Below are 20,988 nucleotides of genomic sequence, written 5' to 3'. Positions count from 1 at the left end.
AGTTTACCCTACTCTCCTGACTTTTCTATTCTCTTTTTAATCCAGAATTAGCGTTTGTAGAGCAATGTTAGGTAATGCAGGTAGAAAGCCTTAAAATTTTCACAGGGAGATTGCTGATACAGGAGGATTATTGTGATAATTTCCGAATGTATAATTTCTGGCACTCTTGTGGGTTTTTACCGTTTGGCAGTAGTTTATCTGCAAAATTTTTCTCTATATCTCTGCAAAAATCATCGACCAGACAAAACAGTTTTGTTATATCTTCCATGGGTAACCTCATCTATTTTTTTCTATTTGTTGAGTTTACCCTACTCTCCTGACTTTTCTATTCTCTTTTTAATCCAGAATTAGCGTTTGGAGCACGTCCATATTCTCGGTATAACTTATTATCAACTCCTGCTTCATCTATATATAAGATGCTGGAATGGTCTATTTTTGAGATTTTATCAATAAATTGCTGCCTATCTTCTTGATTGCGCTCTTGATATAGTGTGACTTTTTTTTAAAGTAATTTTTACCTGTTTTAGTCTATACCAAATTGAATTTATTCCAAATCCAAGATTTTGTTTCATCTCTGCCAGAGTATGATCTGGATTCTTTGTAACATATTCTTCGAGTATTTTTGGGTCTATTTTTCGAATAAAGCTACCGTTTTTAGATGGCTTTAGGCTTTCACCAGCAGCTTTCTTTTTTAACCAGCGGTACAGCGTTGCTATTCCTATCTCCATGAGCTCTGCTATCTCAACCTTTGTCTTCCCTTTTTCTATCATCAATACTGCCTTTTCCCTTAAATCCACACTATATGCCATTATAACTCAAATACTTTATTATACCTTTATCATTTACTTTAGGAAATACTATACCAATGAGGGGTTTAAAGCGCAGCCAAGAAGGTGGGTTGTAGAAAGGACTTTTGCTTTAGGAATAGAAGACTATCGAAAGAATAAGATTTATTCACTGAAAATTTCATATATCTGGCTATGAGTAGAGTTATGTTAAGGAGAGAAATATGCTTGAATTCCCGAACAAGTTCTAATCATTAATGTTATACACGTTCTTTTCTTTTTCTATTCTCTCTTGTTCTTCAATACAATACATAGCAAGCGGATTAGCTTTAAGTCTTTCGACTCCTATTTCTTCTCCCGTTCCATCGCAGTAACCATAAATGCCTAATTTTATTTTTTCCAACGCCTCCTTAATTTTTTCTTTTCTATCTTTTCGGCGCTTAATTAATTCTCCATTTTCACTATCAGAATAAATACTACTATCTTCTAGATCTTGTTTCTCCAGTTCAGAGAGTATTGATTGTAACTTTAAGCTAAAGTATTCCAGTTGTTTTACGTTCATATATTCTTCATTTTCTGAAGGAACGTAATCTTCCGGTAACTTTATTTTTATTAATTTTTCCATAGCATTATCAATAAAATATATTAAAACTTATATAACTTGTAAACACAAAAAATTATACTACCCTCAAAGTAAACACTATAATTTATAATAAACATTTAAAATCCTGGTATGATTAGTTTGGTAAAAAAATTAGTAATAAATGATAATAATCTTACTTATATAGTATGTATTTTTATTATAATGTTAAGTTTATCTTCATATACACTTGAAAACAACAGTAAACAAGAAGTCATATTAACATTAACATGGATATGTACTACATTTGTTTTGCAGATCTCTACAAATAATTTATTTACATCTGATTATCATGATGGAATATTAGAGCAAATCTTTTTACAGCCACTCTCTTCTAGGCTGATAGTTGCTTATAAAATCTTCGCTCACTGGTTGTTATTTGGGTTACCGATTTCAGTGATTTCTTTCATGTTCAGCTTTGCAATTCTAGGCAATAATATTGAACATTCAATAGCAGTTGGAGTGTCTTTATTATTTAATACGCTGATAATCATTAATATTTCAGCTACTGGAAATGCATTGATGATTGGTCGAAATAACTTAGCATCAGGAGTGTCGCAAATTCTTGTTTTGCCAATGATAATGCCAACTTTTGTATATTTCAAATTGCTAACTCAATTTGAAAATTTATCCTTGAATATTTATACACTACTAATCACCATCTTAGTTTTTGTCATTTTAATTGTTAACAGCACTATAACTACTCACATAGCATTAAAATTTGCTGTGGAGCAGGATTGAAAAAACTTACTAGTTATAGCCCTTCTCATAATAGTCCAAAAAGAGTAAGATATGGATTGATAGTAGTGGAAGGTAAGGATGCCAGTAGCAAATAGTTATGACTTAAGAAAAAAGGTAATGGAAGCATTGGATGAAGGAGAGAGTGGAGAAACTGTTACCAAGAGATTTAAGATCGGAAAAACAACTTTATATGAGTGGAAGAAAAGACGTGAGAAAACGGGAGATTTTCAGTCAAAAAAGCCTGGAAGCGTGGCATAAAATTACCGACTGGAATGCATTTGCCGAATTTGCAAATGAGCAAGGTGGCAAAACTCAGTCAGAGATGCTGGGGCAATATTATAGTATTTCCTAAAGTAAATGATAAAGGTATAATAAAGTATTTGAGTTATAATGGCATATAGTGTGGATTTAAGGGAAAAGGCAGTATTGATGATAGAAAAAGGGAAGACAAAGGTTGAGATAGCAGAGCTCATGGAGATAGGAATAGCAACGCTGTACCGCTGGTTAAAAAAGAAAGCTGCTGGTGAAAGCCTAATGAAAGCCTAAAGCCATCTAAAAACGGTAGCTTTATTCGAAAAATAGACCCAAAAATACTCGAAGAATATGTTACAAAGAATCCAGATCATACTCTGGCAGAGATGAAACAAAATCTTGGATTTGGAATAAATTCAATTTGGTATAGACTAAAACAGCTAAAAATTACTTTAAAAAAAAGTCACACTATATCAAGAGCGCAATCAAGAAGATAGGCAGCAATTTATTGATAAAATCTCAAAAATAGATCATTCCAGCATCTTATATATAGATGAAGCAGGAGTTGATAATAAGTTATACCGAGAATATGGACGTGCTCCAAGAGGAAAGAAAATTTATGCAGATATTCCAGCGAGAGAGAATCGGTATAGTAGCCGGGTGGATTGGAATGAGATTTATTGCACCAATGACTTTCAAAGGTGGGTGTGACAAAGAGGTATTCAATATATGGTTGGAGAAACCTAAATTGCCACTTGGCACAACCATAGTTATGGATAATGCTACATTTCATAAGACCACTAAAACAAAATCATTAATAGAGTCTTTTGGCTGTCATGTGCTGTATCTTCCAACATATTCACCAGATTTGAATCCTCACTTTTACCCACAACTTTGAGAGGTCATTATGCGAAGCATAACCATGCTTTCCCTGAGGTTTTCATAACCACGCCATAGAGTCATAGTTCCTGGTAAATTATCACTTTTTCTATTCATAAATCCACCTAATTTTCCTAACCAAATAATAGCTTGTTTTATGTTTGGAGGTTCTTCTGGCAATTTGGCTACTTTATGCTCACGTATGTAAAGGGTTTTCCACTCTTCATTACTTAAAACCTTAGTACAAACCTCCATAGGATTCGATAAAGCGATTTTTGTTAAATATAAAATATTAAATGCAATAATGCTCTTTATAGCGATTAATTTCTCTAATCTTTCTTTTGTAGCTAAACGAGAGCTTTCTACCTTACATCCTGATTTTAAAATCCTAAAATACTCCTCGATTTTCCATCTTAGCTTATACCAATTTATCCTTTCTATAGCATCTAAAGTGCTATTAACTGGTACATTAGTCAGCAAAGTCCAATCAATAGCTTCTACTCTTTCAGGAGGATTTGTTTCTTTGGCACTTACTACATATATAGCGATTTTATCACTTATTTTATGCTCTGTATCTTTCGATCCATAAATGTAAGGAGATCTGATAGGTATATAGCCTTTCATATACCTGACTTCAATGTTAGCTTTTCTTGAGATCTGGTATTTATTTTCAGCAACATTCAAGACAATTTCCTTTTTTACAGGCAGTTGAGTTATACGTGTTTGCAAATCCGTTTTTCCCCCTTCAATACAGATGAATTTCCTATTAGTTCGGTTGCGGATTACATAAAAACTGTCCAATGATTCAACAGTCCATAAAAACTTAAAAATATCTGCTTCCCTATCACCAATAGTAACAAGCTGTACACCTTCTGCGAGGTTATTTAGGGTTTCTTTTAGTGCCGCTATCCACTTATAGCTTTCTTTCTCCTTTATAGCAGTACGGTATTTCCTGTTTGCTTTTTCTTGGGCTGTTTCTTCCCTGATAGAACGTGCCCAACACTGTTGAGAAGATAGCCCTAAAGGTAATCCGTCTTTGTTAACCATTAAGTTACTGTGCAATAACAAACCCTTTTTATATTTTGTATAGGCTTTAGAAATACTACCTAGACCCTTAGTCTTTATATGAGAGTCAAAATCCAAATAACTTGTATCTTGAACTGAAAATACCAGCTCATTTCCTTTTATCCTTTCCATAGTTTCTTTATAATGGGAAGAATAAATTTCCTTAGCTTCAAGCTTCTCATTGCTAAATAATCTGTATGCACCTTTAGCTTCTTTCCATCCTACACAGCTTTGACTAATTGACCCAGACGCCTTATTCTCTATTAAATAGCTTGTTTTAATAAGTCTTGTATTAAGTCTTACATCTCCCAGATTAACATGTCTCAACTCTTTTTCTAGCCATTTATCTCCTAAGCCATCAGCACATTGTACATTTCTATTTACTTCACACATTTTTACCTCATCTTAAGTATATTTTTCTCTATCTTACTTGCTTTTTATACTTGTGGGTAAAAGTGAGATTTGAATCCCATAGAACACTGTTGGCATACCATCAAAAGCCGCCTCAGACCTCTGATGTATAAATGTACAGACTTACAACTTTTGGTTGGTAATACCATAATGGTAATTTATTATTCATTTTAGAAAATACTATAGTTTTTAAATTGGCGTTCTTTATTGTCTAATTTGACATCCACTCAATAGACACCATTTTTGCATTTAATTTACAGAATGTAGTCTAAATACAAACTTGTGAAAGGCTTATGTGTAATGCTTCTCCACATAATCACTAATAATTTCCTTAAATTCTTCAAAAATATTATCACCTTGTAAAGTTTTGAAATATTTGCCGTCTTTGTAGACTGCTGAAACAGGTTTTTCTCCGTATCCAGGCAGGCTGATCCCCAGATTTGCATGTTTGCTCTCTCCAGGACCATTTACTATGCATCCCATAACAGCAACTTTCATATATTCTATACCAGGATTCTTTTTCTTCCATACCGGCATATGAGTTTTTATGTAGCTATTTACTTCCTTAGTTAATATACGAAAACGATCGCTACTTGTGCGTCCACAACCAGGACATGAACTCACCTGAGGGTTAAAGTAGCGCAAACCTATAGACTGCAGTATTTCCTGACATACTACCACCTCATTAGTGCGTGATTCACCAGGGCGCTGAGTTAAAGAAGCCCGGATAGTATCTCCAATACCATTTTGCAATAAATAAGTAAGCCCTGCTGTGGTATTTACTACGCCTTTGTTACCCATACCAGCTTCGGTTAAACCCAAATGCAGCGCATAATTGGAAGATTTTGCAAGTGCCGTATAAACCAAAATTAAATCCTGCACTCTACTGACTTTACATGAAATGATTATTTTCTCTGCATTAAGGCCAATCTTTTCAGCTTTTTTTGCACTACCAAGAGCAGACATTACAAGCGTCTTACGTAATATAACATCAGAAGTTTTTGGATTACTAGACAAGGAGTTTTCATCCATTAATTTTTGTGAAAGGTACTTATCAAGACTACCCCAATTTACTCCAATTCTGACAGGAAGATCATGCGTTATTGCATATTCTATAATTTTTTCAAATTTTTCATCACGTTTATCACCAAAGCCTATATTACCTGGATTTATCCTAATTTTACCCAGAATTTTAATGTTGTCTGGATAATCCTGAATCAGCCTGTAGAGCTCATATTGTCCACAGCCTACTAATATCTTACCATCAAAGCCTTCTTTATTTATTTCCTCTACTATATAAGGTATTGCTTTTGCTACTTCCTCTGAGTTCAAAGCAATTCGCACCAACTCTGAACCTGCATGCGCTAGTTCTATTACTTCTTTTGCATATTTCTGAGCACTGCTTTTTATGTTGTCAGAATCTATATGTGCACCAAGTGCCATGGATTGAACAACTATAGGATTATTTCCACCTATCTTCACTTGTCCAACTTTTACAGTATGAGTTTTATGCCTGGAAACCGGCGATGACTCATATGCATCATCACTCAATGTCAGGTCTCTATCTAGCATATTATTAATCGTGACACTATTTTACTGTGTCAACTACACTACCAAATGAACTTGAACCATTTAAACTATGCTGTGGTGTTCTATTTAGATCAGTAATAGAATCATGAGAGCACGTTCTTCTTGATGGAGTTTCTTTTATAGTAACATTTATAGGGGAAACTTTTTTTTCTCGTGTTGAAGTAACTTTTTTCCCTTTTTGTTGTTCACTTTTTTTATGCTGCTTACTTTCATACTGAGAAACTGGCTCTTGATCTATAAATACAGCACCCTTTAAACGTGCAAGATTAATACCATGCTGATTGATCATAGCATCCTCCCCATCTTCAACTATGCAAGCTCCCACGTTGTTTGGCTCGTTATCAAGGCTAGCAATTTTTTTTTCTTTTAATTTTTTGATTAGATCTTCTTTATTTATAGCTAGATCTTGTAACTTTTTTTTCTTGAGGAGCCCCCTACGCTTCTCATACAGTTTATATGACTCAGCAAAATCCTCGTCTGCATGAAAGTTTGCACCACCAGGGTTACCAGGAGGTATGTACCTCTTACTGAACTTTACCTTAGACTTCGCTTCAACATTATGTACAGTAAAGAAACTAGAAACCAAAAGTATTAATATAAATAAAATTTTAGAAAAGATCTTAAGCATACTATAGTGAATATTGTACTTTAAAAGATACCAATTAACAAACTTCAAGTAAATCAGAATCTCTACCAACTTTATAATACAAACATCTTTCTAAAAAATTTACTACCAAAACCTACATAATCTAAAGGAAATTTAAGGTGTTACAAATTTTACGTAACACCCTTTCAAGAAGAGCATTACACTCTTCCTTGCCGTAAGTTATTATTCAGTTTTGCGGTATCATTCACATTATTAAACTTTCCGCTTGGCATATCTTGAGACAAGTCGTTTTTCTTCTCTTTATCAAGCTTAACTCCCTGATAGATACAGAATGCAACAAAACTAGTTACAGCTATTGCAGCAACAGCACTGACTATGGCACAAGTTAGTATTGCTTGTTCTTGTCCCCCTACCATGTCTGCAAATGTTTCTACTTTTTCTTCTAAGCCTGTAAATTTTTCTTGCAAGCCGCTTAAGTGCTCTTGCATAGCTTGAAACTGCTCAGTACCAATCTTGTCTTCTAATACACCAAAAACTTTTTCAAACTGCTCAACATCTATCTTTTGAGCTTCTTGCCACTCTTTTAATGCACTAAATACCTCTTCAAACTGTTTAGCATCTATCTTTTGAGCTTCTTGCCATTCTTTTAATACGCTAAATACTTCTTGAAACTTTTCAGCATCTATCTTTTGACTTTCCTGCAATGCTTTCACATCTGATTTATCAAAACCGAATACAAATTTGGTTATACCCATTTTTAACCCCCTAGCTAATTAATATATTACTATTGTACGTTTTTAGTAGTTAATTTAGTATTAAACACTATACAACTGGGATCCAATAAGAAATATCTGGTCATGCGCTGAAACTTTTGAATTCCAGTTATGCAAGAGGTCTATTCATCTTAAAATAACTTTCTTTGGTTTAAGTTAAGGGTTATTCTACCAATATCTCTCTCTTTCCTGAGTAACTCGGAGCACTGACGATACCTTCTTTCTCCATTCTTTCAACAATATTTGCAGCTCTGTTATAGCCTATTCTAAGTTGCCTTTGAATGTAACTAGTTGAAACCTTTTGATCTCTCTGAATGATGGCCACTGCTTGCTTGTATATATCGTTCTCTTCATCTTCTGTTTCACCTTCTGATTCCGCGAAAGAATTTTCATCTTCTTGAGTGATTTCCTCCATGTAGTTTGGCTCACCTTGCGTTTTCAGATGATCAACTATATTTTGCACCTCATCATCACTTACAAATGGACCGTGAACTCGAATAATCTTACCACCAGAAGCCATATAGAGCATATCACCCATACCGAGCAATTGTTCAGCCCCTTGTTCACCAAGTATTGTACGGCTATCTATCTTAGAAGTAACAGCAAAACTAATTCTCGTTGGAAAGTTTGCTTTTATCACACCTGTTATCACATCTACAGACGGACGTTGCGTTGCCATTATGATGTGTATTCCTGCAGCACGAGCCATCTGAGCTAAACGTTGAATAGAGCATTCTATATCTTTGCCAGCAACAAGCATTAAATCTGCCATTTCATCTACGATCACCACAATATACGGAAATGTCTCCATTTTAAGTGGTATTTTTTCAAATAAAGGTTTACCCGTTGTTGAGTTAAAGCCAATCTGTACAACGCGCTCCAACTCTATTCCGCTATTCATCGCTTCTGTAATTTTTTGATTATAGTTTATTACATTGCGCACATTTAAATATGACATCATGCGATAGCGATTTTCCATCTCTTTCACTATCCACTTAAGAGCAATAACAGCTTTTTTTGGCTCTGTTACCACTGGCGTTATTAGATGTGGTATTGCATCATATATTGAAAGCTCGAGCATTTTGGGGTCGATCATTATCATCTTGCATTCATCAGGACTTAATCGATAAACGAGCGATAGAATCATCGTGTTAATCGCAACTGATTTTCCTGACCCCGTAGTCCCGGCAACAAGCAAGTGGGGCATTTTAGTCAGATCTGCAATAACAGGTTTTCCGCTTATTTCCTTGCCAAGCGCAATTGGAAGATTTAAGTTTGCATTTTGGTATTCTGGCGATTCAAGTAAATCACGTAGCATCACAATCTCTCGCTCTTTATTCGGCAATTCTATCCCCATGGCATTTTGTCCACGAATTATTGAAATACGTGCAGAGAGTGCACTCATTGAACGTGCAATATCATCTGCAAGACCAATCACTCTTGCAGATTTTGTACCTGCTTGTGGTTCAAGTTTGTATAAAGTCACAACCGGTCCATAACATACACTAATAATTTTTCCTTGCACGCCAAAATCACTTAGAACCTGCTCGAGCAGAGATAAATTCTTATTGCTCTCTAATGCATTCAACTGTTTTCTCTGCAAAGATTCTTCTGCTTTGGAAAGTAAGTGAATGCTTGGAAACTCAAACTCGCTAGAAGGTGGTTTAACAATTTCTTCGGCAGCTTTTTTCTTTCTTTCTTTCGGTTGTTGTTTAGTGGTTATATATTTTTCCTCTACTACTAATGGTGCTATTGAATAATCAGTAGTTTTACGTAACCTGAGAAACAGAACCTTTGTAAAAAGGGAAAATATTTTTTTACATAGGAAAAGCAAAGAATAAACCGTTCTCTTCCAACCAATCAATCCTACAATACCTATTGATGCTACTACTGTGAATATGTAAAACGGGCAGTGGTCAATTAGAGCATTACCGACTATTCCACCGTGCATGTATCTAGCAGTAATGCCAAGCGAAAGTTGCGACAATATAGCATATATTGCTATATTGATTAACGTTAGGTAGATAATTTTCAGCAATGATGCTCTGAAAATTAAAAAGTAAACTATGGTTGTAGCTATTGTAATACTAGCGAGTCCAAGAAATTGAACCAATATATCAGCTAAATATGAACCTACTACTCCGCCCAAATTTGTTACTTCCTGATTTGTAGCTGTATTTAAGGATGGATCTTTATAATTATAGCTAAAAACCGATATATATATATACATTAATAGTGACAAGTATATCGCTGATTTTAGCTGTTTTTTTAACATCTATTTAAAGTAATAAGTAATTGTATATTTTACAAAGTGAATTGCTATTATCAATAGCATTACGGATAAATCTAATCCATTGAATGGTTGTATATACCTTCTGATAACCTTTAGTGGAGGATAAGTGAGTCTGTTTAAAGTTTGCATTATGCTGCTTACAATCTCATTATACATGTTAACTACATTCAATTTAATCAATAAATCGAGAGCAACTGAGCATATTAGAACGAAGCTGTAAAGATCAAGTAACAAGTTAAGTAAGTATATGATTGGATGCATATTACTAATTTATACTAAAGTCTATTATGTGTAGTGATATGTATAAAATCAAGCCCCACAATAATTTTTATGCTGAAATAGGTGTAAACAATAACTGATTAGTCTGTTTATCAATAGAGATGTCCACTATTTGCTCCCTTGGATTCCCTCTACTGTAAAATTCTTCAACTTCCTGCAGCGCCAATGTTACATCTCGAAGCAAAATTAATGTGTCACAGCTATGTGGAACTTGCTCTCTAAAATATCCACTGGCTGAATAATACCAGATGGCAAGGTTTATCAAATCAAGCACATCATTTAGTTCTAATTGCGCAATGCCTGTTTTAGAACAAAAACCAACCACTCCAATATTAGCGTCAAAAAATATGTACCTACTATTTTCTCCCTTATGTATTAGCATAGCATGCCCATCTTTACTGAGCTTTTCATCTTTATAATAATAACTGCGGCGGCAGCTAAACATTATATAATGCTCTGATTTTGTGTTATCTAATGCATGCTCAAGTTTCTCTTGAGAAATGGAAGCTTGTTTTTTTCGTTTTAGGATCAAAGAAAAATTTTTGTTTATTTAGCAAGATGTTGTCAGAGAAAACAAAATTTTTACTCTTTTTAGAATCATAAAAACATAAAATAGGTAAGCACTCCGATAGAACTAGTATCAAATGTAACTGCCGTTCTTTTTCTTCCTTGCCATTAAGGTAATCTATAATATCTTGCTCGGTTATTTTGTTATTTAGTCTATTAAAAAAGCTTAAAAAGTCTTCTCTACTTTCTAGCTTCATAGAAACAATTAAGTTACTTAATGGGTTACATAATCCGTTTCTAGGATTAAAGCCTAGAATTTTTTTATACCATCCACTCAATATTGGCATATTCCCTATGGCTGTGGAAATATGTTGATTTAATCCTAATTTGATACCATCTTCTCTCTTAAATTTTTGTGTATATTCTTCATAAGCCAACTTTACCTGAGTATATGATATTATTTCTGTGTAGTGATATTTCCCTTTGCTGTCTTTATAAATTCCTTTTATATTACAAGCAATGCTATTCTCTATATCTTGCGTGATAACAAAGTCTTCAGTTTCAATAGTTTGGTTTAAAAATTCTGCAATATCTCTTTTTGAGAAAGTTCGATCAAAAGTTTTTCCATTATCATTTTTGAAAAAGACTCTGACCTTGTCTTCCTTAAGAAGATGAATTTTTGATATTTGCGATCCACAAATATCGTTGACGTACTCTTTTATATATGTTGACATTACTGCTACCTAATATTTTAATAATATATTAGGTATGACATAAAATATTAAAGATTTTTATTAAAATTTAATAAGATATTGTAATCTTTGATTCCACGTGGATAAAAAACTTATTGATAAATTAACGGAGAGATGTGTACTGTATGAATAGCTTTTTGATCATGTTTATTACATGCAGGATAAGTGTTCAGGTACGTATGAAACCAGCGCTTCTTTTCTTGTCCACCTATTGTTACCTAAATAGCCTCTGCTCAAGTAGTCCCTTTGTTGTCATTCCAGTGCCCAGACACTGGGATCCAGATTGGCACTAAGTTGGTAAACATGAAAGGGCTTTACAACGTTTTTTATGTGAAAGCCAATGTCAGCTAGTCAAATGATACCATCTGTTATAAACTCACTTTTACTCTATGGTCTTGTCGATATCCTGAACAGATACAATATTTTTTATTTATAAAATGAAGTAACTACTTATCGTAAAGTTGATCTATAGATATAATACTACCATTTGATGACTTTTCAGCACATTTCTCACTTTCATATTCTTTATCAGAATCAACGCTAAAGACTAAAGTATCTCCTGAAATTTTATCATAAAACTCACTAATAGCAAAAAACGGTACAGTGACTTGTTCTTGTTTTCCACGAAAGCTCAAACTGACGCTAAACTTATCCTCAAGAACTTTTAGGCTATAAAATTGGTGCTGTAATATAATAAGCATTTGAGTAGGATATGATTCTTTCAAGTAGTCTGGTATGACAACACCATTAAAGCGCGTAAAAAACAGTATCTCTAAGTGAGGAGTAAAAACATTATCTAATATAGTATTCAAAGCCTTTTTGATAACTTGAAATTTAGCATAACTAAGCGACTTCTGATAATCTGTTTTATCCATATAACCCTTACATGTTTGGGGGGAACTTCTGTTACCCGGCGTTCCCTAAACCGTGCTTATAGCAATGAAGTTATAGTGCCTAAATTAAGCAGCTAATGCAACATTGTCTTCAGCAGCAAAGTTATCGTTTGCATCTAAATTGTGAACTCTTAGCGGTGGTATCTAACCGAGCAAAGGTACCATCTTTACTATGTATGTCGATCCTTACTCGCCCCCGTATCAATCAAAAAATATGGTGGAGGCGCCGAGTACTGCCCTCGGGTCCAATACACCTATTACAAGGTAATTTTATTGCCATAGTACAAAAAATGCACATCTTTATTGTACAGTAGTATTGAATAAATGTCAAGTTGTTGAACGTAAAATCTGTTGTAAGCTAAAAAATTAATATAAAAATTACTTCGCCTATTTATCTAATCTTAGTATAATCAAAGTAGGGATATTTTTAGAGCTCAAAATCTATCTTCGTCTGCAGACTTTTTTATCAAATAATCAAACTCAGTAAAGAATGTAGGGTATCTTCTTCAGCGCAAATGGGTGCACACATATGCTTAATCTCTGTCGTATGTGCGTTACATTTTTTCTGTTCTTTATTAATAAATATGGGGGATTCTATGCCTAATTCTTAACAAAAAACTACTCAAATGCTTTTGTAGCTATTGAATTTCTGAGTTCAAGAAAGCAAGAGACAGTGTGAGGAATGGCACAAGCCGAAAAAAAGATAAGTTGTGGAACAAAAAATGCAGACAACTGTGGAAAATTGCCTGTGTAACTAGACTATAAATTAGTTTTTCTCCTCAAGAATTAAATCAATTCAGTGTACTTTCTAACTTTCTATTTGTTAGAAAAAAACGGATATGAAGGAAGAGTTTCGTATTGATCTTGTGAATCAATCTCTACTTCTTGTTCTGATGACATCTGTGATGTCAGTCCTTCATCAGATAAAAGAATTTTTCCTGTAAGAATTTCTATTACTTCTTCCCTTCCACTAGAAATAGCATAATCCAAAGGAGTCTTTCCTTCATTATCTTGTATATTAACATTTGCATCCTTCTCTATAAGAAACTCTACTACTTTTACACAGCCACTTCCAGATGCTAAACATAGTAATACCAAATTACATTACTAATCGAACAAATAAGAAACATTACAAACTCGTTTAATAGTAGCACTGGAAATACTGACAATAAAATTACACAGAACATCTTCAAGTAAGCCTATGGTATCGTAGACTCTGTTGCGTAAAGTATTGTGTTTGATATATTGCCACAACCTCTCAACAGGATTCAGTTCTGGTGAATAAGGAGGCAAGTATATAATGGTAATGTTTTTCTGAATTTTCAAACTTTTTGATCTATGCCAGCCTGCACAATCCATTACAAGAAAGGCTTTTTTCGTGCCTAAATCTTTCGACATCTGCTCCAGAAATATATTCATACAATCAGTGTTTACATATGGAGCAAGTAGGCTAATTTTCTTACCACTTCTTGGATTTACCGCACTGTAGATATAGAAATTTTGTCTACCAATTTTCATTTAACCTGCGTTCTGACCCCTTTTTTAAACCATCCGTGTCCGATTTTTGAATGAGTTCCAAATCGTGATTCATCAAAAAAATACCTCCTTTTCAGGGTGGGAATTGACTATTTTATTGAAGTATTTTTTAAACTCTTCTTGCTTGTTTTTATCTTGTTTATGGTGAATTGGCCTCGGTGTTATATAAGAAAACTTCATCCTTTGTATCTCACGATGCACTGTTGATTTGCTAATGTTTAGGCCAAATTCCTCTGAGATTTTTATTTGCACTTCCTTAATAGTAATATTTGGATTTCTTTCTACCCATATTTCAATTTGCTCACGTTGATTTTTGTTTAATTTGCTTTTTCTTCGCCGCTGAGAAGGGGAAAATAATTTTTCTACTCTACCAAATTTTAGATGCTTTATCCATTCAGTCAAAGCAGTCCTTGAAATTTTACATATTCTTGCCACAGCGCTTATACTACTTTCTTTTCCTGCTATCACCGCTTGTAACTTTTTTGAAACATATGCGTTATTTCTGACCTTTTTTAACATTTCTTTCGCCAAATTTACAACTTTTTCGTCTAACAGTTTTGACCTTAATGCCATTTATACCTCTCTATTTTATCTACTCTAGTATCACTTCTTTCCCATTATTGTCTATCTGTTCTTTACATAGTGGGAATTGGTATAAGTTACTTCCATCAAATGAATTAGCATTTATGTCAAATCCACTTTCTTCCCATGTATTGTACATATTAACATGCTGCTGCAGCTCACTTTTTAATTTTTCAATTATGTTAGATGCGCTTATTTTGTCATCATTATCAATCCTATATAGTATTTTTTGTAATATCGACGTGTTACTCATAATGTTCTCCGATTTTTAAGAATAAATACTAATTATAGCATTAAAGCAAGATATGAGGACGAAAACATTCTATGTAATGACTACTATGCTATAGGTATTAATATAATTTAAAACTGCAATTATTAGATTAGCCATCTGTATACTGAATCTATGTCTTAAAAGGATCATACACATCAATTTTTTTAGGGTCGCTTTTTTTCATTTTCTCACTCAATAACCTCAGAATGGGCTGTAAATCATCGTCGATTGATAAACACAGTACTTCTCTATCAAGAGAATTGGCTAAATGATTCTTCTTCTCAAGAATTTCTGCTTCCTCCAATAAGTCGCATTTGTTTAACACGACAGTTTCTTCCTTCTTGATAAGGTCACTATTGTAAAGCTTCAGTTCATTATGTGTACAATTATAAGCTGAAATAATGTCATCGTGAGTTACATCAATTAAATGCAGTAAAATTTTGCACCTTTCTATGTGCCTTAAAAATTTGTGTCCGAGCCCAACTCCAAGATGAGCATCAGCGATTATTCCAGGAATATCTGCTATCACAATTTCGCTATAATCTACTTTTGCTACACCTAAATGTGGTCTTATAGTAGTAAATTCATAATCGCCTACTTTCGTATCAGAATTTGAGCAGCGGGTTAAAAATTTAGATTTACCTGCATTTGGCATACCAATAATGCCAACATCAGATAAAACTTTTAGCTTCAATATTATATTTCTTTCTTCGCCAGGCTGACCATGAGTAAAATGTCTTGGTGCCCTATTAGTAGCAGATTTAAAGTTAGTATTTCCAAGCCCACCTTTTCCACCTTTCACTACTTGAAATTCCATGTCAGGTTTATCAAGATCTACTATTATTTCCTCACTTTCTTCATCGATTATTTGTGTGCCAACTGGAACTTTAAGTATAATATCTTTTCCTGCTGTGCCAGATTTATCTCTACTCGTACCACTTTTTCCACTACTCGCTTTAATATGTCTTCGACAACGAAAATTAAGCAAAGTGTTGAGATTTGCATCACTGACGAAAATTATGTCTCCTCCCCTGCCCCCATTACCACCGTTTGGGCCACCAAATTCAACGAATTTTTCTCGACGAAAACTAGCGCAGCCATCGCCACCATCACCTGCTTTTAAATATAATTTAACTTCGTCTATGAAATCCATGCTAACCCGCGATAATATTTAGCATTCTCTCCTAATGAACTTTCTATTCTCATCAATTCATTATACTTTGCAAGCCTATCAGAACGCGACAGCGAGCCAGTCTTTATTTGCCCACAATTCGATGCAACCGCTATGTGGGATATCGTTGTATCTTCTGTTTCACCTGAGCGATGCGAAATAATAGCCCTATAGCCATTTGATTTTGCCATTTCAATAGCAGCAAAAGTTTCCGCAAGCGTTCCTATTTGATTTGGTTTAATTAGTACAGAATTTGCCATTTTTTCCTCTATTCCCTTACTTATTAGTTCACAATTTGTAACAAATAAATCATCCCCGACTAATTGAATTTTACTTCCCAATTTTGCAGTAAGTAATTTCCAACCTTCATAGTCGTCTTCATCCATTGCATCTTCTATAGAAATTATTGGATATTTGCCTACAAGGTCAAAATAATACTGAACCAATTCCTCTGAAGTGAGTTCTCTGTTTTCAAATTTGTAAACTCTATTTTCATAAAAAGTAGATGAAGCAACATCAAGACCCAGTGCAAAGTGATTTTTCATCGAATAACCAGCAGATTCAACAGCCTGAATTATCAAATTAAGAGCTTCTTCAGTGCTTCCAATGTTTGGTGCAAAACCACCTTCATCTCCTACGTTTGTGCTATAACCTTTTTTCTTAAGAATGCTGCGCAAGTTATGAAATACCTCTGCAGATATTCTGATTGCTTCACTGAAAGTTTCAGCACCAACCGGAAGAATCATAAATTCTTGAAAATCGAGTTTATTATCTGCATGTACTCCACCATTAATGACGTTAATTAGCGGAACTGGCATCTGCTCTTCCCCTACTCCCAAATACTTATATAACGGCATTTTAAAGCTGTTTGCTGCTGCTTTTGCAACAGCAAGAGACACACCCAAAGTTGCATTTGCTCCAAGTTTAGATTTATTTTTTGTTCCATCTAGTTCAATTAAAACTTTATCAATTGCACTCTGGTTTGCTGCATCCATGCCAATGATTTTATTTGCTATCACTCCACTCACAGATTGAACAGCTTTCAGCACTCCTTTACCACAATACCTTTTTTCATCTTGATCTCTCAGCTCCAATGCTTCTAGTTTACCGGTCGAAGCCCCAGAAGGGACAGCGGCTCTACCTGTTGCTCCATCACATAGTTCTATTGCTACCTCAATTGTTGGGTAACCCCTGCTATCTAAAATTTCTCTTGCAAATACACTGCTGATCGTCTTTTTCATCATACTAAACCTCCACTAGATTCACAATTGTGTTCACGTTCGGGAAATGTCACCCCAGCGCTGTAACATTTCAGTGTACGAACATTGCAACCTACAGATAAACAGATAATTTGAGTAGCAGATGGTGTCATTCCAGTGCTTGACACTGGAATCCAGTTTTTATTATACAGCCACTTATTTAAAGTTAAGTCTTCTGGATCCCAGTGTCTGGGCACTGGGATGACACCATTCTTAATGGAAGCTATCCCCATATCACAATTTCTGTACAGTTGTTTGCCTAGACACTGGGATCCAGTTTTACTACACAATTTTATCATATAAATCACCAATGCTTAAGTTTATTTTACTAGCAGCAGCTTTGCAGTTTCTTTCGCTAGTTTAGCTATATTACTACCAGCACCAATAAATAATACTATATCTCCTGAACTTGTCGAATTACTAATAAAATGTGAAATGAGTAAAGCATCATTCATAATCTTCACATCATTAAACCCATTACTGATCAAGGCTTTTTGTATATCATCAATTCCACAGCCAGGAATAGGCTTATCTTCTGGAGGATGGACAGGAGTGAGAATTACATAATCAAACATCATGAAAATTCGTACGAACTCATCAAAAAAATTACGAATACGAGCAAAACGAAGCGGCTCGATAATTCCTATTACCTTTCTTTTAGCAATCGAACGTGCTGCTGCCAGGGTTGCCTGTATTTCATTTGGGTGGTGAGCATAATCCTCAATTAACTTAACACCTTTAATATTGGCAATTAAAGAAAATCTCCTTGCTACTCCTTTAAATTCCAAAAGACCTTTTTTAATCTCTTCATCACTAATTCCAAGTTTCACTGCAGCTGATATTGCAGCCAGGGCGTTGCTAACTTTATGCATTCCTATTGCATTTGATAGCACTACATTCTTTATAATTCTGGTACAAGGTTGAATATCTTCTTTTTGTCCTTCGAGAGAGAGTTCTTTTAATTGAAACACTATATGTACATTATCATCATCAATTTCAATGCGTTGAACTAATTTTCTAATTATATTAAGTTTAGTCTCCCAATCTGCCTCTGATAAATCACACTTTTCCTTCGTTATGTGCTCTCTTACCATCTTAACTTCTTCCCATACTACCTCTTCTAGTATATCCGCGCGTATTGATTTGCTGTTACATTCACCAAAACGTTTTCCAGGACAACGATAGTAACTTCTTCCTCCCTTAGCATTACTCATTCCATAATAAACGGATTTGCAACACTGACATATCACTAACCCTTTTAATAAGTATTTTCTTTCACTTTGTTGCATTTTTTCTATTTGTAGCTTTTCTTTTTCCACACTGTATCTCTATGACTTATATATATTTTGCCTATAGTAAAATACGCACATAATGAGCCAAATCAAGGAAAGTGCAAACCAAGTAATTGCGTATTCAAGATGCTTTATTGGCTGTATAGTCAATTTGCCACCAAAATTATCTTGCCACAATATACATTTCTCTAGCTTAATACCTAGTTCATTGGAGATCTCTTCTGTACTTAGGGTAAACCATGTATTTGAAGCAATATCATTTTTGATAAACCAATTTTTGCTACCATCACAATACAAAACGCCATCAGCAGCTACTTTTTCAATTTTTGCTTTTTCTTCTTTTTTTTCTCTGACTATTCCTTTATTTATTAACATGTAATGTCCATTGATAAGCAACATAGGAGACAGCACATGATAGCCACGTTGACCTGCGAAAACATATAGTTCTATATCACTTAAAATTCCGTCGATTTTAACGTTTCTGTAGTTAAACTTTGAAAGATTATCACTAGGCAGTAGATGAATAACTGGAAGATCCATATTTTTGATAATATTATTCTTCCAGCTCAATCTAAATAACTGCCATAACCCGAGTGAAAAAAGAAGTAAAAAAGGTATAATGAAAATAAATACTATTTTTCTTAACACTCTATATTTGTGTTCTCAAGTAATTTTCAATACCCATAAGCTCAATAAGGTCAATCTGTTCTTTGATCCAATGTAAGTGCTCTTCCTCATTTTTCAGTAGTCCTTCTAATAACATTACACTCACGAAATCCTTTTCTTTTTCAGCAACGGAAATTGCCTCTTTGATGCCCTTAATACCTTCTTCTTCTAAGTTAGAATTATCTTCTAAGATTTTCTGCATTGTATCTTTTGTGAACTTTCCTTCATACTTTGAGATTTTATTTATATCTTGAAAATTTGGCATGCCCTTAAGCAGTAAAATTCTTTCTGCCAGCCTATTTGCATGCTCAAGTTCTTCATTAAGCTCCTTTCTCATCTTTTCTGCAAGTTTATTGATTCCGCTATTTTTAAGAATCGCAGAATGCAAAAGATACTGGCGTACAGAAGTCAGCTCATTTGTAAGTAATTTATTTAAATGTTCTACTATTTCTTTATTCATAACCTTTCTTTAGCTAATATACCAATGTAATCTACATAACAATCAAGGCAACATCAATTCATTTTTCTCACAACAATCGTATCAAATAGCACATCATGAAATGCCTGTTTCCTCTGAGAGAAGCAAGCAACTAAATACCAACTGAAGGTAAGCATCACTATAATCACTTCTAGTGTACTTAAAGCATTTACTGATGTTTGAAAAAGTTTGATAAAGGTGATAATTGAATTATTTAGCATAGGAAGGAAAAACTGAGAGATAGTGCGATCAAATGCTAAGCTCAAACCTATTTTAGAACTATCTAAAGTGATAGTATATATATTCATTAACTGTTGACCAGGAGTTGCTTGAGCTGTTGAAGATATAAAATATGTAAAGTAACCACAATTTATACACATGTATGACAGGTGTAAAATTAATGGAAAATCCCCTAATAACAACACAATTAGTAAGGCTGGTATTAATAAAATTGCCATATCTATTAAATATGCGCAAAAGCGCCTTTCTACACTAGCGATCTCTGTCATTACCACCTATCTTTCAAATACTTTACTATGAATTCTGTAAGTTTATTAAAATGTTGAAAATATAACAAATCTTCATAACCGCTTATTGATTGGCCGTACATAATAGGTAAGCAATTGGCATTTTGTGCACATAGAATGTCTGTGATGCTATCACCAACAAAAAACACATTTTCTCTATTTATAGGTAACGTACTCTCCTCCAGTGCAAATAGCAGTGGAGTTGCAGATGGCTTATCTTCTGCAGTATCACATGAGCCAACTATTCTTTCAAAGTAAGAATCTAGTTTAAAATAGGCAACTTCTTGACGTAAATTAGTATTTTTCTTATTGCTCACTATTGCTAGGTAAATATTGTGGCTTTTGAGTGTCTTCAGCATTTTCTCTACTCCTTCATTCAGAGTAATATTTTGTAACAATGCATTATCTAGGTATTTTTGATATATCTGATTCGCTTTTTTCCACTGATCACCGAACAAATTGACCATGTAGCTCTTTCTTGATTCATGAGAATTTCTATCAACAACCTTACTGCCAGATCCCATCAAATCTAAAGTATGCTTAATGGCATTAGAAATATTATCTTGAGTATCAACTAAGGTATTATCCCAATCGAATACTACCGCTAATCGGCTATTTTTCATTTTTATATTGTTACGTATTTTAAGCTAATAAGTAAATAATATTTTGACGATAAAGCTTCTATGTTAATCATTTTTACATAGTGGCCTAATACACTGGTTGTATTATATGCTTTAAA

22 protein-coding genes, 1 other RNA gene and 6 pseudogenes are annotated in these 20,988 nt (G+C 34.1%); 5 read left to right on the top strand and 24 right to left on the bottom strand.

Annotated features, from left to right (window positions below; genetic code table 11):
- Window positions 1–53: 53 nt before the first annotated feature.
- From O1Q06_RS01520 to O1Q06_RS01510, 3 genes and pseudogenes are all read right to left on the bottom strand, one after another.
- Window positions 54–268, bottom strand: a pseudogene (locus O1Q06_RS01520) (IS982 family transposase); the annotation flags it as partial.
- Window positions 269–461: 193 nt separating this feature from the next.
- A complete protein-coding gene (locus O1Q06_RS01515; protein ID WP_410542358.1) occupies window positions 462–809 on the bottom strand; it encodes an IS630 transposase-related protein in 348 nt (115 codons plus the stop codon).
- A 223-nt stretch (window positions 810–1,032) separates the two neighbouring features.
- Complete coding sequence (locus tag O1Q06_RS01510) at window positions 1,033–1,410, bottom strand: TraR/DksA family transcriptional regulator (RefSeq protein WP_007302671.1); 378 nt, start codon at window positions 1,408–1,410, stop codon at window positions 1,033–1,035.
- A 108-nt stretch (window positions 1,411–1,518) separates the two neighbouring features.
- Between O1Q06_RS01510 and O1Q06_RS01505 the strand changes: the two genes are divergently transcribed.
- From O1Q06_RS01505 to O1Q06_RS01485, 5 genes and pseudogenes are all read left to right on the top strand, one after another.
- Window positions 1,519–2,166, top strand: a complete 648-nt coding sequence (locus O1Q06_RS01505) for a heme exporter protein CcmB (protein ID WP_410542830.1) — start codon at window positions 1,519–1,521, stop codon at window positions 2,164–2,166.
- Window positions 2,167–2,244: 78 nt separating this feature from the next.
- Window positions 2,245–2,515: pseudogene (locus O1Q06_RS01500) on the top strand (IS630 transposase-related protein); the annotation flags it as partial.
- A gap of 41 nt (window positions 2,516–2,556) precedes the next feature.
- Window positions 2,557–2,712 carry an IS630 transposase-related protein gene (locus O1Q06_RS01495; RefSeq protein WP_410542829.1) on the top strand — a complete coding sequence of 52 codons (156 nt, stop codon included), beginning with the start codon at window positions 2,557–2,559 and terminating at the stop codon, window positions 2,710–2,712.
- Between the two features lie 14 nt (window positions 2,713–2,726).
- Window positions 2,727–2,915 (top strand): annotated as a pseudogene (locus tag O1Q06_RS01490) (IS630 transposase-related protein); the annotation flags it as partial.
- A gap of 56 nt (window positions 2,916–2,971) precedes the next feature.
- Complete coding sequence (locus O1Q06_RS01485) at window positions 2,972–3,316, top strand: transposase (RefSeq protein WP_410542578.1); 345 nt, start codon at window positions 2,972–2,974, stop codon at window positions 3,314–3,316.
- Here O1Q06_RS01485 and O1Q06_RS01480 read toward each other — a convergent pair.
- From O1Q06_RS01480 to O1Q06_RS01380, 21 genes and pseudogenes are all read right to left on the bottom strand, one after another.
- Window positions 3,301–4,755 carry an IS4 family transposase gene (locus O1Q06_RS01480; RefSeq protein ID WP_410542423.1) on the bottom strand — a complete coding sequence of 485 codons (1,455 nt, stop codon included), beginning with the start codon at window positions 4,753–4,755 and terminating at the stop codon, window positions 3,301–3,303. The genes O1Q06_RS01485 and O1Q06_RS01480 overlap by 16 nt on opposite strands.
- Window positions 4,756–5,064: 309 nt before the next feature.
- A complete protein-coding gene (gene ispG, locus O1Q06_RS01475) occupies window positions 5,065–6,345 on the bottom strand; it encodes a flavodoxin-dependent (E)-4-hydroxy-3-methylbut-2-enyl-diphosphate synthase (RefSeq protein WP_410542828.1) in 1,281 nt (426 codons plus the stop codon).
- A 16-nt stretch (window positions 6,346–6,361) separates the two neighbouring features.
- On the bottom strand, window positions 6,362–6,991 hold the full coding sequence (locus O1Q06_RS01470) for a TRP75-related protein (protein ID WP_410542827.1): 630 nt from the start codon (window positions 6,989–6,991) through the stop codon (window positions 6,362–6,364).
- Between the two features lie 176 nt (window positions 6,992–7,167).
- Complete coding sequence (locus tag O1Q06_RS01465) at window positions 7,168–7,725, bottom strand: hypothetical protein (protein WP_410542826.1); 558 nt, start codon at window positions 7,723–7,725, stop codon at window positions 7,168–7,170.
- Window positions 7,726–7,906: 181 nt separating this feature from the next.
- Window positions 7,907–10,018 carry a DNA translocase FtsK 4TM domain-containing protein gene (locus O1Q06_RS01460; protein WP_410542825.1) on the bottom strand — a complete coding sequence of 704 codons (2,112 nt, stop codon included), beginning with the start codon at window positions 10,016–10,018 and terminating at the stop codon, window positions 7,907–7,909.
- Entirely contained in the window at window positions 10,019–10,297 is a 279-nt protein-coding gene (locus O1Q06_RS01455; protein ID WP_410542824.1) for a YggT family protein, read from the bottom strand. It abuts the gene before it with no gap.
- Window positions 10,298–10,364: 67 nt separating this feature from the next.
- Complete coding sequence (locus O1Q06_RS01450) at window positions 10,365–10,760, bottom strand: hypothetical protein (protein ID WP_410542823.1); 396 nt, start codon at window positions 10,758–10,760, stop codon at window positions 10,365–10,367.
- A gap of 37 nt (window positions 10,761–10,797) precedes the next feature.
- Window positions 10,798–11,556, bottom strand: coding sequence for a hypothetical protein (locus O1Q06_RS01445; RefSeq protein ID WP_410542822.1), 759 nt, complete (start codon window positions 11,554–11,556; stop codon window positions 10,798–10,800).
- A 464-nt stretch (window positions 11,557–12,020) separates the two neighbouring features.
- Window positions 12,021–12,449 carry a ClpXP protease specificity-enhancing factor SspB gene (locus O1Q06_RS01440; protein ID WP_410542821.1) on the bottom strand — a complete coding sequence of 143 codons (429 nt, stop codon included), beginning with the start codon at window positions 12,447–12,449 and terminating at the stop codon, window positions 12,021–12,023.
- Between the two features lie 16 nt (window positions 12,450–12,465).
- Window positions 12,466–12,802, bottom strand: a transfer-messenger RNA (tmRNA) gene (ssrA, locus tag O1Q06_RS01435).
- 481 nt (window positions 12,803–13,283) lie between these two features.
- Complete coding sequence (locus O1Q06_RS01430; RefSeq protein WP_410542820.1) at window positions 13,284–13,565, bottom strand: ankyrin repeat domain-containing protein; 282 nt, start codon at window positions 13,563–13,565, stop codon at window positions 13,284–13,286.
- A 9-nt stretch (window positions 13,566–13,574) separates the two neighbouring features.
- Window positions 13,575–14,576 (bottom strand): annotated as a pseudogene (locus tag O1Q06_RS01425) (IS630-like element ISWpi10 family transposase).
- Between the two features lie 19 nt (window positions 14,577–14,595).
- Complete coding sequence (locus tag O1Q06_RS01420) at window positions 14,596–14,838, bottom strand: hypothetical protein (protein ID WP_410542819.1); 243 nt, start codon at window positions 14,836–14,838, stop codon at window positions 14,596–14,598.
- A 148-nt stretch (window positions 14,839–14,986) separates the two neighbouring features.
- Window positions 14,987–16,009: an Obg family GTPase CgtA gene (cgtA, locus tag O1Q06_RS01415; protein WP_410542818.1), complete on the bottom strand. Its 1,023-nt coding sequence runs from the start codon at window positions 16,007–16,009 to the stop codon at window positions 14,987–14,989.
- Window positions 15,997–17,271, bottom strand: coding sequence for a phosphopyruvate hydratase (gene eno / locus O1Q06_RS01410; protein WP_410542817.1), 1,275 nt, complete (start codon window positions 17,269–17,271; stop codon window positions 15,997–15,999). Before eno ends, cgtA begins: the two co-directional genes overlap by 13 nt.
- A 335-nt stretch (window positions 17,272–17,606) precedes the next feature.
- A pseudogene (locus O1Q06_RS01405) lies at window positions 17,607–18,191 on the bottom strand (glutamate ligase domain-containing protein); the annotation flags it as partial.
- Window positions 18,192–18,392: 201 nt separating this feature from the next.
- Window positions 18,393–18,575 (bottom strand): annotated as a pseudogene (locus O1Q06_RS01400) (zinc ribbon domain-containing protein); the annotation flags it as partial.
- A gap of 39 nt (window positions 18,576–18,614) precedes the next feature.
- Entirely contained in the window at window positions 18,615–19,226 is a 612-nt protein-coding gene (locus O1Q06_RS01395) for an SURF1 family protein (protein ID WP_410542816.1), read from the bottom strand.
- Between the two features lies 1 nt (window position 19,227).
- Window positions 19,228–19,704, bottom strand: coding sequence for a bacterioferritin (bfr, locus tag O1Q06_RS01390; RefSeq protein WP_410542815.1), 477 nt, complete (start codon window positions 19,702–19,704; stop codon window positions 19,228–19,230).
- Window positions 19,705–19,757: 53 nt separating this feature from the next.
- The gene (locus O1Q06_RS01385; RefSeq protein ID WP_410542814.1) at window positions 19,758–20,231 is read right to left on the bottom strand and encodes an RDD family protein; all 474 of its coding nucleotides are present in this window, start codon (window positions 20,229–20,231) and stop codon (window positions 19,758–19,760) included.
- Window positions 20,231–20,872: an HAD family hydrolase gene (locus O1Q06_RS01380; protein WP_410542813.1), complete on the bottom strand. Its 642-nt coding sequence runs from the start codon at window positions 20,870–20,872 to the stop codon at window positions 20,231–20,233. Before O1Q06_RS01380 ends, O1Q06_RS01385 begins: the two co-directional genes overlap by 1 nt.
- Window positions 20,873–20,988: the final 116 nt, after the last annotated feature.

Origin of the sequence: Wolbachia endosymbiont of Tetranychus urticae, assembly GCF_046529255.1 — a bacterium.
Lineage (GTDB): Bacteria > Pseudomonadota > Alphaproteobacteria > Rickettsiales > Anaplasmataceae > Wolbachia.
Note: the sequence above shows the minus strand (reverse complement) of the source record. Positions and strands in the feature narration are given on the sequence as shown.

Bases quoted from the DNA above. Each gene is read 5' to 3' on its own strand.
- O1Q06_RS01515 (WP_410542358.1), bottom strand. From the start codon at position 809: ATGGCATATAGTGTGGATTTAAGGGAAAAGGCAGTATTGATGATAGAA.
- O1Q06_RS01510 (WP_007302671.1), bottom strand. From the start codon at position 1,410: ATGGAAAAATTAATAAAAATAAAGTTACCGGAAGATTACGTTCCTTCA.
- O1Q06_RS01505 (WP_410542830.1), top strand. From the start codon at position 1,519: ATGATTAGTTTGGTAAAAAAATTAGTAATAAATGATAATAATCTTACT.
- O1Q06_RS01495 (WP_410542829.1), top strand. From the start codon at position 2,557: ATGGCATATAGTGTGGATTTAAGGGAAAAGGCAGTATTGATGATAGAA.
- O1Q06_RS01485 (WP_410542578.1), top strand. From the start codon at position 2,972: ATGAAGCAGGAGTTGATAATAAGTTATACCGAGAATATGGACGTGCTC.
- O1Q06_RS01480 (WP_410542423.1), bottom strand. From the start codon at position 4,755: ATGTGTGAAGTAAATAGAAATGTACAATGTGCTGATGGCTTAGGAGAT.
- ispG (WP_410542828.1), bottom strand. From the start codon at position 6,345: ATGCTAGATAGAGACCTGACATTGAGTGATGATGCATATGAGTCATCG.
- O1Q06_RS01470 (WP_410542827.1), bottom strand. From the start codon at position 6,991: ATGCTTAAGATCTTTTCTAAAATTTTATTTATATTAATACTTTTGGTT.
- O1Q06_RS01465 (WP_410542826.1), bottom strand. From the start codon at position 7,725: ATGGGTATAACCAAATTTGTATTCGGTTTTGATAAATCAGATGTGAAA.
- O1Q06_RS01460 (WP_410542825.1), bottom strand. From the start codon at position 10,018: ATGTTAAAAAAACAGCTAAAATCAGCGATATACTTGTCACTATTAATG.
- O1Q06_RS01455 (WP_410542824.1), bottom strand. From the start codon at position 10,297: ATGCATCCAATCATATACTTACTTAACTTGTTACTTGATCTTTACAGC.
- O1Q06_RS01450 (WP_410542823.1), bottom strand. From the start codon at position 10,760: ATGTTTAGCTGCCGCCGCAGTTATTATTATAAAGATGAAAAGCTCAGT.
- O1Q06_RS01445 (WP_410542822.1), bottom strand. From the start codon at position 11,556: ATGTCAACATATATAAAAGAGTACGTCAACGATATTTGTGGATCGCAA.
- O1Q06_RS01440 (WP_410542821.1), bottom strand. From the start codon at position 12,449: ATGGATAAAACAGATTATCAGAAGTCGCTTAGTTATGCTAAATTTCAA.
- O1Q06_RS01420 (WP_410542819.1), bottom strand. From the start codon at position 14,838: ATGAGTAACACGTCGATATTACAAAAAATACTATATAGGATTGATAAT.
- cgtA (WP_410542818.1), bottom strand. From the start codon at position 16,009: ATGGATTTCATAGACGAAGTTAAATTATATTTAAAAGCAGGTGATGGT.
- eno (WP_410542817.1), bottom strand. From the start codon at position 17,271: ATGATGAAAAAGACGATCAGCAGTGTATTTGCAAGAGAAATTTTAGAT.
- bfr (WP_410542815.1), bottom strand. From the start codon at position 19,704: ATGAATAAAGAAATAGTAGAACATTTAAATAAATTACTTACAAATGAG.
- O1Q06_RS01385 (WP_410542814.1), bottom strand. From the start codon at position 20,231: ATGACAGAGATCGCTAGTGTAGAAAGGCGCTTTTGCGCATATTTAATA.
- O1Q06_RS01380 (WP_410542813.1), bottom strand. From the start codon at position 20,872: ATGAAAAATAGCCGATTAGCGGTAGTATTCGATTGGGATAATACCTTA.